This window comes from Candidatus Bipolaricaulis anaerobius (genome assembly GCF_900465355.1).
GTDB classification, from domain to species: Bacteria; Bipolaricaulota; Bipolaricaulia; order Bipolaricaulales; family Bipolaricaulaceae; genus Bipolaricaulis; species Bipolaricaulis anaerobius.
In genome coordinates this window covers 915319-929122 of the sequence record NZ_LS483254.1, presented here as the reverse complement: position 1 = coordinate 929122, position 13804 = coordinate 915319, and the positions used below count along the sequence as shown (strand labels likewise).

11 protein-coding genes are annotated in these 13804 nt (G+C 69.0%); 8 read left to right on the top strand and 3 right to left on the bottom strand.

The genetic code is table 11. The features are described from left to right. Positions 1–195: 195 nt before the first annotated feature. The gene (gene rnhA / locus BARAN1_RS04540) at positions 196–636 is read left to right on the top strand and encodes a ribonuclease HI (protein ID WP_122031310.1); all 441 of its coding nucleotides are present in this window, start codon (positions 196–198) and stop codon (positions 634–636) included. A gap of 171 nt (positions 637–807) precedes the next feature. Beyond that, a complete protein-coding gene (locus BARAN1_RS04535) occupies positions 808–1995 on the top strand; it encodes a DEAD/DEAH box helicase (RefSeq protein WP_122031308.1) in 1188 nt (395 codons plus the stop codon). A gap of 18 nt (positions 1996–2013) precedes the next feature. Here BARAN1_RS04535 and BARAN1_RS04530 read toward each other — a convergent pair whose 3' ends face one another. The 3 genes from BARAN1_RS04530 to BARAN1_RS04520 are packed head-to-tail and all read right to left on the bottom strand — an operon-like array spanning position 2014 to position 5683. After that, positions 2014–4335, bottom strand: coding sequence for a xanthine dehydrogenase family protein molybdopterin-binding subunit (locus BARAN1_RS04530; protein ID WP_122031784.1), 2322 nt, complete (start codon positions 4333–4335; stop codon positions 2014–2016). Continuing rightward, positions 4326–4799, bottom strand: a complete 474-nt coding sequence (locus BARAN1_RS04525) for a (2Fe-2S)-binding protein (RefSeq protein WP_122031305.1) — start codon at positions 4797–4799, stop codon at positions 4326–4328. Before BARAN1_RS04525 ends, BARAN1_RS04530 begins: the two co-directional genes overlap by 10 nt. Positions 4800–4834: 35 nt before the next feature. Next, positions 4835–5683 (bottom strand): FAD binding domain-containing protein, encoded by an 849-nt coding sequence (locus tag BARAN1_RS04520; protein ID WP_122031302.1) that lies wholly within the window; start codon positions 5681–5683, stop codon positions 4835–4837. A gap of 86 nt (positions 5684–5769) precedes the next feature. On the opposite strand from BARAN1_RS04520, the gene BARAN1_RS04515 reads away from it, so the two are divergent. The 6 genes from BARAN1_RS04515 to BARAN1_RS04490 all read left to right on the top strand — a co-directional run bounded on the left by BARAN1_RS04515 (position 5770) and on the right by BARAN1_RS04490 (position 13803). After that, a complete protein-coding gene (locus BARAN1_RS04515) occupies positions 5770–7338 on the top strand; it encodes an ABC transporter ATP-binding protein (protein ID WP_320410383.1) in 1569 nt (522 codons plus the stop codon). Further along, entirely contained in the window at positions 7335–8429 is a 1095-nt protein-coding gene (locus BARAN1_RS04510; RefSeq protein ID WP_122031300.1) for an ABC transporter permease, read from the top strand. The genes BARAN1_RS04515 and BARAN1_RS04510 overlap by 4 nt, the downstream gene beginning before the upstream one ends. Positions 8430–8432: 3 nt before the next feature. Then, positions 8433–9362, top strand: a complete 930-nt coding sequence (locus tag BARAN1_RS04505) for an ABC transporter permease (protein WP_122031298.1) — start codon at positions 8433–8435, stop codon at positions 9360–9362. A 159-nt stretch (positions 9363–9521) separates the two neighbouring features. After that, positions 9522–10598, top strand: a complete 1077-nt coding sequence (locus tag BARAN1_RS04500; RefSeq protein ID WP_122031782.1) for a BMP family ABC transporter substrate-binding protein — start codon at positions 9522–9524, stop codon at positions 10596–10598. Between the two features lie 84 nt (positions 10599–10682). Further along, positions 10683–12443: an adenine deaminase gene (gene ade, locus BARAN1_RS04495; RefSeq protein WP_320410382.1), complete on the top strand. Its 1761-nt coding sequence runs from the start codon at positions 10683–10685 to the stop codon at positions 12441–12443. Positions 12444–12483: 40 nt separating this feature from the next. Further along, a complete protein-coding gene (locus BARAN1_RS04490; protein ID WP_122031294.1) occupies positions 12484–13803 on the top strand; it encodes an amidohydrolase family protein in 1320 nt (439 codons plus the stop codon). The last annotated feature ends 1 nt before the right edge of the window (position 13804 follow it).

Genomic DNA, 13804 nt, shown 5'->3' with positions numbered 1-13804 from the left:
TCCTGAAGGCGGGGAGCCCAATTCCCAGGGCCACCAACAGGCAGGCAGCGGTTTCCCTCATATTTCTCTCCTTGGTCGGGCAGAAGACACGGGCCCCACCCCGACCCCTCATCGTACCCGGTTGCGGGCAATGGGGCCCCGTGGGGCGCCCCGCGACCTCGACAGAAGAAGGGGGACCAGCTATACATCCCTGTTGTGAAGAAAGTAAGGATCTACACCGACGGCGCGTGCATCGGGAACCCCGGCCCCGGTGGATGGGGGGCGGTCCTTCTCTCCGGCCCTCACCGCAAGGAGCTCTCCGGAGGCGAGGAGCGGACGACGAACAACCGGATGGAACTCCGGGCGGCGATCGAGGCCCTCCGTGCCCTCCGCGAGCCAGCGGAAGTGGACCTGTTCACGGACTCCGTCTACCTCAAGCGGGGGATCACGGAATGGCTCCCCCGCTGGAAGGAGGAGGGCTGGCGGCGGCGGGAGGGGAAGCGGCTCCTCCCGCTGGCGAACGAGGACCTATGGCGGGAGCTCGATCGGCTGACGGGGATGCACCGAGTGCACTTCCACTGGCTCGCCGGCCACGCCGGGGATGCGGAGAACGAGCGCGCCGACCGCCTCGCCCGCCGTGCCGCCGAGGGTCGGTAGCAGGCCCTGAGGGATCGCCCGCGGTGCCTGCGACTGGCGGATCCGGCAACAGCGCGTATACTTCGTTCAAGAAAACCCAAACGATGCATCGCATACCCCAATCGCGGGGTTGCCAACCGAGACCCTGAGCTGAGAGTGCGACTTGGCTCACGAAGGCCAAGGAGGCTTTCAGTGGATTTTAGAAGTTTCGCGTTTCACCCCCGGATCCTGTCCGGGATCGAGGCCGCTGGCTACACCCACCCTACTCCGATCCAACAGCAGGCGATCCCCGTCATCCTGGAGGGGCACGACATGATCGGCGTCGCCCAGACCGGAACCGGGAAGACGGCGGCGTTCATGCTCCCCATCCTCCACCGCCTCGCAGAGCGGCCGGGGGACCACGTGCGCGCGGTCGTGCTCGCCCCGACGCGGGAGCTCGCCGAGCAGATCCACCAGGCGACCCGCCTGCTCGGGAGGGACATCGGCGTTCGCAGTGTCGCCCTCTACGGCGGGGTGAAGAAGTGGCCCCAGGCGGCCGCGCTCCGGCGGGGCGTGGACGTCGTGATCGCGTGCCCCGGGCGGTTCCTCGATCTCGATGGGGATCGGGCGCTCGACCTCTCCCATGTCGAGGTGCTCGTCCTCGACGAGGCCGACCGGATGTGCGACATGGGGTTCCTCCCCGACATCCGGCGCATCCTCGCCCTCCTGCCCAACGATCGGCAGACCCTGTTCTTCTCGGCAACGATGCCCCCCGAGATCCGCCGCCTGGCGCAGGGGATCCTCCGCGCTCCGGTCACGGTGCAGGTGGACGCGGGTGTCCCGGCGAAGACGGTGTCCCACGCGTTCTACCCGATCACCGAGGGGCGAAAGCGGGACCTCCTCCTCGCCCTCCTCCAGGGCCCGGCGACGGGGCGGGTGCTCGTGTTCACGCGCACCAAGAGCCGCGCCCAGAGCCTTGCCTCGTTCCTGTCCGGTGCGGGGCTCAACGTGGCGGCGATCGAGGGTGACATGTCGCAACGGGACCGGCAGGGAGCACTCGACGGGTTCCGGTCCGGGGAGTACGAGATCCTCGTTGCCACCGATGTCGCGGCGCGGGGGATTGACGTGGAGGACATCACGCACGTCATCAACTTCGACCTGCCCGATAGTGTGGACGCCTACACCCACCGCGTGGGCCGCACGGGGCGACTCGCCAAGACCGGCCACGCCCTCAGTTTGTCCGCGCCGGCGGACCGCCTCCTGCGGAGCTGGGTGGAGAAGGCGGTGGGGAAGCCGATCGAGTCGCGACGGCTTCCCGGGTTCGACTACGGCGGGGCGGTGGCAGGTGAGGCGCGGCCTGGCTCATCCCGGTTCGCCCGCCGGGCGCGCCTCCGCCGGTAGGGGCCCGTCCGCGCCCGGCTAGGGGACCGCGCCGAGGACGAACCGCACCCGCTCCGGCGTGAACGGAGCGCGGACCATCCGCGCCCCCACTGCGTCGTAGATCGCATTCGAGATCGCAGGCAGCGGCCCGTTGATCCCGACCTCGGAGATGGACTTCGCCCCCCACGGCCCGGTCGGTTCCTCGCTCGGGACGAGGATCGTCTCGATCTCGGGCGCATCGAGGGATGACGGGATCTTGTAATCGAAGAACCCGGCGTTCACGCAGCGGCCCCGTGGGGAGAAGAGCATCTCCTCGCACAGGGCATGGCCGATTCCCTGGAGGACCGCCCCCTCGAGCTGCCCCTCCGCCGCCTGGGGGTGGATCGCCACCCCGCAGTCGGCGGCGACCACGAACCGCTCGACCCGCACCACGCCCGTCTCGCGGTCCACCGCGACCTCGCAGAAGAACGCGGCAAACGGGGGCGGGGACTCGGGACAGGCGAAGGATGCCGTGGCCGCGATCTGGCGCTGATCAGCCACGTAGGTCGCGCGGTGGCCGACCTCGCTCAGGGTGAGGGACTTCCCCGATTTGCGGCTGCGCACCACGCCAGCGGCGAGTTCGAGGGCGGAGGCGCGCTCCCCCAGGGCCGCGGCTGCTACGTCCAGGATCTGGGCCCGCACCTCGGACGCGGCCCGGAGGACGGCGTTCCCCGACACGTAGGTCGTGCTGGAGGCGTAGGCCCCGGTGTCAAACGGGGTGAAGTCGGTGTCCGAGGAGTAGACGAGGACCCGGTCCACCGGCACGCCGAGCTCCTGAGCGGCGATCTGGGCGAGGATCGTGTCCGACCCCGTCCCGAGGTCGGTGGCCCCCACGAGGAGCCGGAAGCTCCCGTCGTCCTGCATGACGAGGGTCGCTGCCGCCATGTCCACGCCCGTGATCCCCGATCCCTGCATCGCACACGCCATCCCCAGGCCGTGGACCCATGGCCCTTCCTCGCGTCGCTGGCCCCGCTTCTCGCGCCACCCGATCCGCTCCGCCCCGATCCTGAGGCACTCCTCGAGGGCGCACGACCGCACGATCTGCGCCGTTCCCTCGCGGCCTTCCCCGATCTTCTCGAAGATGGGCGACGTCTCCCCGACCCGGATGTGGTTCCTCCTCCGGAGCTCCACCGGGTCAAGGCCCAGCTTCTCGGCGAGTTTGTCCATCGCCACCTCGAGGGCGAAGTACCCCTGCGTCGCCCCGTACCCGCGGTAGGCACCGGCCACGGGGAGGTTCGTGTACACCGCTCTCCCGTGGAAATGGACGTGAGGTGCCTTGTTGTACAAGGGGAGCGTTTTCGATCCCACGTTGGAGAGCACGGTCAGGGCGTGGGCCCCGTAGGCGCCGGTGTTGGAGAGGACGCCCATCTCCAGGGCGTGGAGGGTTCCGTCCTTGCTCGCTCCCAGCCTCACCGTGACCTTCATCGGGTGCCGGGTCCGGCTCGCCACGAACACCTCCTGGCGGGTGTAGGTCATCCGCACCGGCCGGCCCGTCCGCCGGGCAAGCAGCGCCGCCACCGGTTCGAGGAGGACTTCCTGCTTGGACCCAAACCCCCCGCCGATGCGGGGTTTGACGACCCGGATCCGGGCCGGGTCGAGCCCAACGACCCTCGCTACGATCCGCCGGACGTGGAATGGGACTTGGGTCGAGGTGCGCAGGATGAGCCGCCCCGCGTCGTCGAAGTAGGCGATTACGCAGTGAGGCTCGATCGTCGCGTGCTGGGAGTACGGGATCTCGCACGTCGCCTCGGCCGTCACCGGGGCCGCGGCGAGGGCCGCCGCCACGTCCCCGATCGGGATGTCCACTGCCGCGGCGATGTTGTGCGCAGCATCGTAGATCCCCTCCGCATCCGGCTCGTCGTGGATGATCGGGGCTCCGGCGGCGAGGGCCTCCTCGGAGGAGAGGACGGGGGGAAGGAGTTCGTACTCCACGCGGATCTTAGCTAGCGCCTCCGCCGCTGCGTCCTCCGTCTCCGCGGCCACCGCCGCCACCCGGTCCCCGACGAAGCGGACTTTCGTATCGAACAGGACCGTATCGTAGGGGGAGGGCTCCGGCCACCCTTGCCCGGCGGTGGTGTACGGGACACGGGGCACGTTCCCGTGGTGGAGGATCGCCCGCACCCCCGGGACCTGTTCAGCCTCGGACGTATCCACGCTGACGATCCGGGCGTGGGCGTGAGGGGAGGGGAGGATTGCCCCCACGAGGGATCCCGGGATGTCGAGGTCGAGGGTGAACAGGGGCTTCCCCGCGACGAGGGACGGCCCGTCCACCTTGCGCACGCTCTGGCCCACTGCCCCCCTCTGCTGCGTCTCTACCGCCATCTTCCCTCCCGCTTCCACTCCGCAGCGCGGAGGACCGCATCCACGATTTTCACGTACCCCGTGCACCGGCACAGGTTCCCTGCGATTGCCTTCCGCACGTCGTCGGGCGTGGGATCGCCGGTGCGGGCGAGGAGCTCATAGGCGACGAGGATCATCCCCGGCGTGCAGAACCCACACTGCACAGCCCCACATTCGAGGAACGCTTCCTGGAGCGGGTGAGGATCGTCCACCGTGCCCAGCCCTTCGAGGGTCATGACCCGCTTCCCCTGGACTTGGGGGGCGACCATAAGGCACGACCGCACCGCCCGCCCATTCAAAAGCACGGTGCACGCCCCGCAGTCTCCGGTCCCACATCCTTCCTTCACAGATTTCATCCCCAACCGACGGAGGAGGGAGAGGAGCGGCTCGCCCGGCTCGACATCGAGGTAGTGCTCGATTCCGTTCAATTCAAAGGAGAGTTTCATCCTGTCTCCGCACTGGTCCTGCTGAAAAGGGAACATCACGTCCCACCCCGTTGGGCAGCGCGGGCGAGGGCCCGGCGGACGAGGACCCCCGCGGTGCGGCGGCGCCAGATGGCCCCCGCGCGGCGGTCATCTCCCACTTCGACCCGGCTCTCCACCAGCCTCTGAACCTCGTTCCATAGCTCCCCTCCGGGCTTGCGGCCGATCAGGGCCTCCTCGGCCCAGGGGAGCCTCTCCCCTCGGTTGGGCCGTGCTCCGACGGCGACCCGCGCCCACCGGATCTCCTCCCCGTCGAGCCCTACGCCGCAGCACGCGTTGAGGAGGGCGATATCGTACCGGGTGCGGGAGACCTTCTCGTGGACGAAGGCTCCCTCCCACGGCGGGAGGACCACCTCCAGCGCTACGGCGCGGCGGAACAGCCCGCGGAACGAGGTCCCGTACAGCTCCTCAACCGGCGCCTTCCCTTCCTTCTCCCCCTGCCAGCGGACCTCCGCCCCGAGGGCCACGAGGACGGTGGGGATGTCGGCCCACGGATGGGCCGATACGAGCGCCCCCCCGAGCGTGGCCATGTTCCGGAGCGGGGGGACCGCCACCTGGCTCAGGGCGGAGGCGAGCAGGCCTCCGGCGTACGCGGGGGCCGCAGCGGAGGCGAGGACCTCGGTGAGGGTCGTCGTGGCCCCGATCACGAGGCCGCCGCGGGACTCGCGAACGTAGGAGAGGCCGATCCGCGTGATGTCAATGACCCCTTCGATGTCGCCCCGCGGGGACCGCAGGAGGTCGACCCCGCCCGCGAGGAGGGCCGCCCGGCCGTCGTAGGCGGCGAGGAGGGAAAGGGCTTCCTCTGCATCCCGGGCGAAGTGGAACCGGCGAATTCCCGTCAGGCGCACCTCAACTCACCGGGCGCAGTATAGCGGCCGCCCAACCTGTCAGGCAACTTGACCATCGCAACGGGGGGTCGCTATACTGGTCCCTCATGATGGCCGCCCCGGGCGCTGGCGATCTCGATGGGAACCAGAACTACCCGCCTCTGATCCTCCTCGAGGGGGTCACCAAGTCGTTCCCGGGGGTCGTGGCCAATGACCGGATCACCCTCGATGTCCGCCCCGGCGAAATCCACGCCCTCCTCGGGGAGAACGGTGCCGGGAAGACGACCTTGATGAACATCCTTTACGGCCTCTACCACCCGGACGCAGGGGAGATCTACGTCAAGGGCAGGAAGGTGAACATCCGCTCCCCCCGCGATGCCATCGCGTGCGGGATCGGCATGGTCCACCAGCACTTCAAGCTCGTCTATCCCCATACAGTGGCGGAGAACGTGGCGTTGGGCCTTCAGGGGACCCCATTCTTCGGCCCGGCCCGGGTTGTGGAGCGGGGCCTCCGGGAGCTCGGCGAGCGCTACCACCTCCCCGTCGACCCCAAGGCCCGGGTGTGGCAGCTCTCCGCCGGCGAGCAGCAGCGCGTGGAGATCCTGAAGGCCCTGTACCGCGGGGCGGATGTCCTGATCTTGGACGAGCCCACCAGCGTCCTTACCCCCCAGGAGACGGCGGAGCTATTCAAGGTCCTGGCGCGCATGAAGGAGGAGGGGCATGCGGTCATCTTCATCACCCACAAGCTGGACGAGGTGATGGAGGCGGCGGACCGGGTGACGGTGATGCGCCGGGGCAAGGTGGTCGACACCCTGCCCGTGGCGGAGACGGACAAGGCTTCCTTGGCGAGGATGATGGTGGGGCGGGACGTGGTGTTCCGCATCTCCAAGGCGGAGTGTACGCCGGGGACGGAGGCCCTCGTCCTCCGAGATCTCCGGGCCCTGAACGATCGGGGGCTTCCCGCCCTCCGGGGCATTTCCCTCACCGTGTGCCGGGGGGAGATCGTGGGGATCGCCGGGGTGGCGGGGAATGGGCAGCGGGAGCTGGTGGAGGTGATCTGCGGTCTCCGGCGGGCCCAGGGGGGGGAGGTGGTGGTGTTGGGGCAAAGCCTCACCAACAGGTCGCCGCGAACGGTGGCCGATGCTGGGGTGGCCCACATCCCCGAGGAGCGCCTCCGAATGGGGATCGTTCCCGGGATGACCGTGGAGGAGAACCTCATCCTGAAGAAGCACCACCGGCCCCCGTTCTCCAGTGGACCGCTCCTGCGGCTTTCGGAGGTGAGGAAGTTTGCCGAGCAGGCGATCGAGGAGTATGAGATCATGACGCCCTCCCCCCGAACCCCGGCCAAGCTCCTCTCCGGGGGGAACATCCAGAAGCTCATCCTCGCCCGGGAGCTCTCCGGGGAGCCAGGGCTGGTGGTGGCCGCCCATCCCACCTATGGGCTGGACGTGGGGGCCACCGAGCTCATCCGGCAGCTCCTCCTCCGGCAGCGGGACGCGGGGGCCGGGGTGCTCCTCGTATCGGAGGACCTGGAGGAGATCGTATCGCTTGCTGACCGGATCGCCGTGATGTTCCGCGGGGAGATCATGGGGATAGTCGAGGCTTCCGAGGCAGAGCTTGGGGAGATCGGGCTCATGATGGCCGGCACAAGATCCGTGATGGGTGATCCGCGATGAAGAGGATTGGACCGTTCGTGGTGGAGAGGCGCCTTGCCCCATCGCGGGGGGCGGTGCTCGGGATCTCCCTGCTCGCGGTGGTGCTGGCGCTTCTGGTGGCAGCGGTGATCTTTTGGGGCTACGGGGTGAACCCGTGGCATGCCTACCGGGTCATCTTCCAGGGGACGCTCCAAAGCCCCCAGGGGTGGGCGGAGGTGGTGCGGCGGGCGATCCCCCTCATCCTGTGCGGGGTGGGGCTGGTGGTGGCCTTCCGCGCCCAGTTTTGGAACATCGGCGCCGAGGGGCAGATCCTCGCCGGGGCGGTGGCCGCCACCGGGGTGGCCCTGTTCTCCGGCCTCCCGGATCCATGGCTCCTCCCAGCCATGTTTTTGGCCGGGTTCCTCGCCGGCGCCGTGTGGGGGATGATCCCCGCCCTGCTCAAGGTGAAGTTCCAAGTGAACGACGTCATCTCCACCCTGATGATGAACTACATCATGATGTACATCGTGGAGTGGCTGGTCCATGGCCCTTGGAAGGGGCCCACCGCCCGTGGGTTTGCCTATAGCGACCTCTTTCCCCCAGCGGCACGCCTGCCCCTGATCCCCGGTACCCGCATCCATTGGATCACCCTGGTGGTGGGGGTGGCCATGGCTATCGCCTGCGCGTTCCTCCTCTCCCGGACGAAGCTTGGCTACGAGACCCGGGTGGTGGGGCAGTCCCAGGACGCCGCCCGCTACGCGGGGATCGATTTCCTCAAAGTGACGCTCTGGGTGATGCTCATCTCGGGGGGACTGGCGGGGCTGGCCGGGGCGGGGGAGATGGCGGGGGTCCACTACCGGCTGCGTAGCCCGGCCCACATCTCCATGGGCTATGGCTACACCGCGATCATCGTTGCCTGGCTGGCCAGGGGGAGCCCCCTCGCCGCCGTGGTGACCGCACTCCTGTTTGGGCTCATCTTCGCCGCCGGGGACGTGATCAAGGTGGCGCTGGCGATGCCGTTCCAGGTCACGGACGTGTTCAACGGACTGATCCTATTTTTCTTGATCGGGAGCGAACTCCTCATGTATTGGCATGTCCGCTGGGCACCCCAACGGGCCGAGAGCGAGGGGTGAGAGATGGGTTGGGAAGAGTGGCTCATCAGCACGATCGGGAGGGCGCTCGCCTACGGGACCCCGCTCCTGTGGGGGACCTTGGGGGAGGTGTACGCGGAGCGGTCCGGGGTGGTGAACCTGGGGGTGGAGGGGATGATGGCCATCGGAGCGTTCTCCGCGTTTGCCGTGGCCCAATCCACCGGGAACCCCGGGCTGGGGATCCTGGTGGCAGCGGCAGCGGGGGGCGGGGCCGCCCTGATCCACGCCTTCCTCACCGTGACCCTGCGGGCCAACCAGTACGTTTCCGGCCTCGCCCTCACCATGTTCGGCCTGGGACTTTCGGGCTTGCTTGGACGGGGGTGGGAGGGCATCCCCCTCAAGCACCCCCTGCCCCCGGTCACCGTGCCGGGGCTAGCAGAGATCCCGGTGCTGGGACCGATGCTCTTTCAGGACCAAAGCATCATCACCTACCTGGGTCTGGTCCTGGCGGTGGTGCTGTGGGTGCTCCTGTACCGCACCCGGTGGGGGATCACGCTGCGGTCGGTGGGGGAGTCCCCGGCCACCGCCGATGCCCTGGGGGTGAACGTGTACCTGGTGCGGTACCTGGCGGTCATCCTCGGGGGGATCCTCGCCGGGGTGGCCGGGGGGTACCTGTCCGTAGAGTACCGCCCCGCCTGGACGGAGGGGATGACCGGGGGGATGGGCTGGATTGTGATCGCCCTCACCATCTTCGTGGCCTGGGATCCCCTCCAGTCGATCGGGGGGGCGGTCCTGTTCGGCGCCCTGTATCACCTGTCCTATCGGCTGCAGCCCTGGGTGGCTCCGGAGCTCCTCAAGCTCATGCCCTACGCTGCCGCTATAATTGTCCTGACCTTTGTGGGGCTCGGGGGCGCCCAGCGCCGCCGGGGAGCACCGGGGGCCCTCGGCGTTCCGTATGCCCGGGGAGAGAAGTGAACGGGGGGGTGAGAACCGGGGATGAATCGGTGATCAGCGCGGAGTCATGGGTGACGAGCCAGAGCATACAAGGAGGTTAAAGTGAGGAAGGGACTGAAGATAGCGGCGATCGTGGCAGCGGTGGCCGGTCTTTCCACCTTGGGCCTGGCCGCGGAGACCATGAAGGTGGGGTTCATCTACGTCGGGCCCATCGGGGACTACGGCTGGTCCCACGCTCACAACGTGGCCCGCGAGATCTGCGAAGAGCACTTCCCCTGGCTGGAGACGGTGTACGTGGAGTCGGTGCCCGAGGGCGAGGTGGAGACCTACATCGACCAGCTGGTCCGTCAGGGCTGTGACATCGTCTTCACCACGAGCTTCGGGTTCATGGATGGGACCTACGCCGCCGCCCTGCGCTACCCGGAGGTGGTCCTCGCCCACTGCTCGGGGTTCATGAGGGCCCCGAACCTCGCCACCTACATGGCCGACTTCTACCAGGTCTACTACCTGAACGGCCTCATGGCCGGAGCGCTCACCAAGACGGGCAAGGTGGCCTACGTGGGCGCGTTCCCCATCCCGGAAGTGAAGCGGCACCTCAACGCCTTCGCCATCGGGGTCCGGGAGGTCAACCCCCAGGCCGAGGTCCATGTGCGCTGGATCTACGAGTGGTTCAACCCGGCGGCGGCCAAGGAGGCCGCTGAGGCCCTGGTGGCCGAGGGGTGTGACGTGTTCGCGTTCACCGAGGACTCTCCCACCGTGGTCCAGGTGGCAGCGGAGCATGGCCTGCCCAGCTTCGGCCACTATTCCCCGATGTACGACTTCGCCCCCGACTACGTGGTGTCCGGCCAGCTCGTCCACTGGGAGGCGATCTACCTCGACTTCCTCCAGAAGGTCCACGACGGGATCTACACCAACGAGAACCTGGAGCATGTGGATTACTGGTGGCTCCTTTCCCAGAAGGCGGTGGAGGTCGGGGCCAAGCCGGGGATGATGATCAACCCCGTGTTCGAGGACGACCTTAAGGCCTACAGCGTAGACCATCCCGTCTTCGGCAAGATTTCCGCCTACGATCTCGTGATGACGCGCTACAACCAGATGGCCGACCCAGGCGTGACCTTTGACCCGTTCCAGGGCCCGATCTACGACCGGAAGGGGATCCTGCGCGTGCCCGAGGGCATGTGGATGTCTGTGGATGCCCTCATCACCCTGGAGTGGGCGGTGGAGGGCGTGGTCGGCCCCTGGCCGGGTGAGCCGTAAGGGGCGTGACGCGGGTGTGGGGGGCGGCCGCGGTGGCCGCCCCTCTTTCCTATCATGAACGGCTCCCGCAGGCCTCTCCATGAAGTGACGCGGGATCTCGTGGCGGTGGCGATGGGGCGTCGCCCGGCGGACCTCGTGGTCCGCGACGGCCGGTGGGTGAACGTGCACTCCGGCGAGATCCTTGACCACACGGATATCGCTGTGGTGGAGGGCCGTATCGCCTACTGCGGGCCGAACGCGAAGGCGCTGATCGGCCCGTCGACGCGGGTCATCCCCGCCCGGGGCCGGTACCTCGTCCCCGGCCTCCTCGATGCGCATGTCCACATCGAGAGCTCGATGCTCACCGTGTCCGAGTTCGCCCGGGCCGTCCTCCCCCACGGGACGACGGGCGTGTTCGCTGATCCGCACGAGATCGCGAACGTCCTCGGGCTCCGCGGGGTGCGGCTCATCCTCGACGGGGCGCAGGGGACCCCGCTCCGGGTCTACGGCCAGGTCCCGTCGTGTGTCCCCGCCGCGCCGGGCTTGGAGACGGCCGGGGCTGCCCTCGGCCCGGAGGAGGTGGCGGAGGCGCTCCGCTGGCCGGAGGTCGTCGGCCTGGGAGAGGTGATGAACTACCCCGGGGTGGTCGCGGGGGACGAGGTGGTCCACGCGAAGATCGCCTCCGCCCTGGCAGCGGGGAAGGTCGTGGGGGGGCATTACGCATCGCCCGATCTGGGACCGACCTTCCACGCCTACGCTGCGGGGGGGCCGGCCGACTGCCACGAGGGGACGCGGCCTGAGGATGCCCTGGCCCGGGTTCGGCAGGGGATGCGGGCCATCCTCCGCCAGGGTTCAGCCTGGCAGGATCTCCTGGCGGGGGTGCGCGGGGTGTGCGAGGCGGGGATCGACCTCCGCCACGTCCTCCTCTGCACCGATGACCGTCATGCGGAGACGATCCTCTCCCACGGCCATATGGACGAGGTGGTGCGCCTGACGATCGAGGCAGGGATCCCCCCGGTGGTCGCGATCCAGATGGCCACGTTGAACACAGCTGAGCACTTCGGGGTGGCGCGGGACGTGGGCGCGATCGCGCCGGGGCGCTGGGCCGATATCCTCCTCGTGCCCGACCTCGGCCGGTTCTCCGTTGACATGGTGATCGCGGGGGGGGAGGTCGTGGACGAGGGACGGACAGCCGTCCACCCCTTTGCCTCCCTCCCCCAGCCGGCGTGGGCAAAGAACACGGTGCGGCTCGCCCGTCCCCTCGTCGCGGCCGACTTCGCCGTAGGGGCCCCCGACAGGGAAGTCGAGGTATGGGCAATCGAGGTCATCGAGAACCAGGCCCCGACCCGCGCTGTGACGATGAGCCTCCCCGTGCGCGAGGGGACGGTCGAGCTCGTCCCCGACGTGGCGTACGCCGCGGTGGTCGAACGGCATCAGCGTAGCGGCCGGATCGGGCAGGGGTTCGTGCGGGGGTTGGGCCTCGCCGCCGGGTGCGCCCTGGCGAGCACGGTCGCCCATGACAGCCACAACCTCCTCGTCGTCGGCACCGATCGGGAGGCGATGGCCCGCGCGGGGAACCAAGTGGCGGAGGAAGGCGGGGGGGTGTGCCTCGTCCGGGGCGAGGAAGTGTTGGCGTGGATCCCCCTCCCCATTGCCGGGCTCCTCTCCACCGGGTCGGCCGAGGAGGTGGCGCAGGGGATGGATGCCCTCCACGAAGGCCTCCGCCGGTGTGGATGTACGCTCACCAACGCGTTCATGACCCTTTCCCTCCTCGCGCTGCCCGTGATCCCCGCCCTCCGCCTCACGGATCAGGGACTTGTGGACGTGGAATCCGGTTCCACGATCCCCCTGTTCCGGGAGGGGTGAGGCCGTTGGTCCCTGCAAGGGGAGCCGGTACACTTGTGGCATGGCCTTGATCATCGAACGGGCGCGGATTGCCGACCTGGGGGGGACGTGCCACCCCTCCGGGTACCTCCTCATCGAGGGAGATAGGATCGCGGCGACAAGCTCTGGCCCAGCGCCGGAGGTCGCGGGGGCTGAGCGGATCGATGCGGGGGGGCGCCTCGTCACCCCCGGTCTCGTCAACGCTCACGCTCACCTCTACTCGTCCCTCGCTCGGGGGATGCCCCTCCCTCACTTCTCCCCCCATTCGTTCCGGGAGATCCTGGACCAGCTGTGGTGGAAGCTCGACCGGGCCCTCGACCTGGACACGGTCTACCAGTCGGCGCTCGTGGGGGCAGTGGGCCATCTCCGGTGCGGGGTGACGTCCCTGTTCGACCACCATGCGTCTCCGGCCGCGATCGCGGGGTCGCTCTCCCAGCTCAAACGGGCCATCTCCCAGGTCGGGCTGCGGGCCGACCTCTGCTACGAGGTCACGGACCGCGGCGGGGAGAGGGAGCGCGAGGAGGGGATCGCGGAGAACGTCCGGTTCGCCCGTGAGGAGAGGGAGGGGGGGCACTTCGCTGCCCACATGGGGCTCCACGCCTCGTTCACCCTCTCCGATGAGACCCTCACCCGCGCGGGGGAGGCGGCTGCTCCCCTCAAGCTTCCGTTCCACATCCACCTCGCCGAGGGGAAGGAGGACCCGCTGGACGCCCTCCACCAACACGGTGTTCGCACCGCAGAGAGGCTGGATCGGTTCGGGATCCTCACCGAGGGGACGCTCCTCATCCATGGGGTCCACCTCGCGGGGGCCGAGCTCGCCCTCCTCGCCCAGCGGCCGGCGAGCGTGATCCACAACCCGCGCTCGAACATGAACAACGCGGTGGGGGCGGCCCAGGTGGGGGCGATGCTCGCCCGCGGGGTCCGGGTCGGGATCGGAACGGACGGGTTCGGATGTGACATCGTGGGGGAGCTCCTCGCGGCGCGGCTGCTCGCGCACCACGTCACGGGCGATCCGACGGCGCTTGGGGATCCCGCCCTTCTCTCCCTCGTCCACCACAACTACGCCCTCGCCGAACGCGCGTTCGGGGTCCCGTTGGGGAAACTGGCCCCGGGCTACGCGGCCGACCTCGTGGTGTGGGACTACGACCCGCCGACCCCCCTCGACGCGGGGAACCTCCTTGCCCACCTCCTGTTCGGCTCGATCAACGAGGGGCTGCGGCCGTGGGCGGTGATCGTGGGCGGGGAGGTGCGCCTCCGGGAGGGGCAGGTCCTGGGACTGGACGAAACGGCGGCCCTCGCGATTGCCCGGGGCGCCGCGGAGCGGCTGTGGGCGCGCGTGTAGG

Excerpts from the sequence above, each read along its gene's own strand:
- BARAN1_RS04530 (WP_122031784.1), bottom strand. The coding sequence starts at position 4,335 with ATGGCGGTAGAGACGCAGCAGAGGGGGGCAGTGGGCCAGAGCGTGCGC.
- BARAN1_RS04500 (WP_122031782.1), top strand. The coding sequence starts at position 9,522 with ATGAAGGTGGGGTTCATCTACGTCGGGCCCATCGGGGACTACGGCTGG.
- BARAN1_RS04510 (WP_122031300.1), top strand. The coding sequence starts at position 7,335 with ATGAAGAGGATTGGACCGTTCGTGGTGGAGAGGCGCCTTGCCCCATCG.
- BARAN1_RS04515 (WP_320410383.1), top strand. The coding sequence starts at position 5,770 with ATGATGGCCGCCCCGGGCGCTGGCGATCTCGATGGGAACCAGAACTAC.
- BARAN1_RS04525 (WP_122031305.1), bottom strand. The coding sequence starts at position 4,799 with ATGAAACTCTCCTTTGAATTGAACGGAATCGAGCACTACCTCGATGTC.
- BARAN1_RS04490 (WP_122031294.1), top strand. The coding sequence starts at position 12,484 with ATGGCCTTGATCATCGAACGGGCGCGGATTGCCGACCTGGGGGGGACG.
- BARAN1_RS04505 (WP_122031298.1), top strand. The coding sequence starts at position 8,433 with ATGGGTTGGGAAGAGTGGCTCATCAGCACGATCGGGAGGGCGCTCGCC.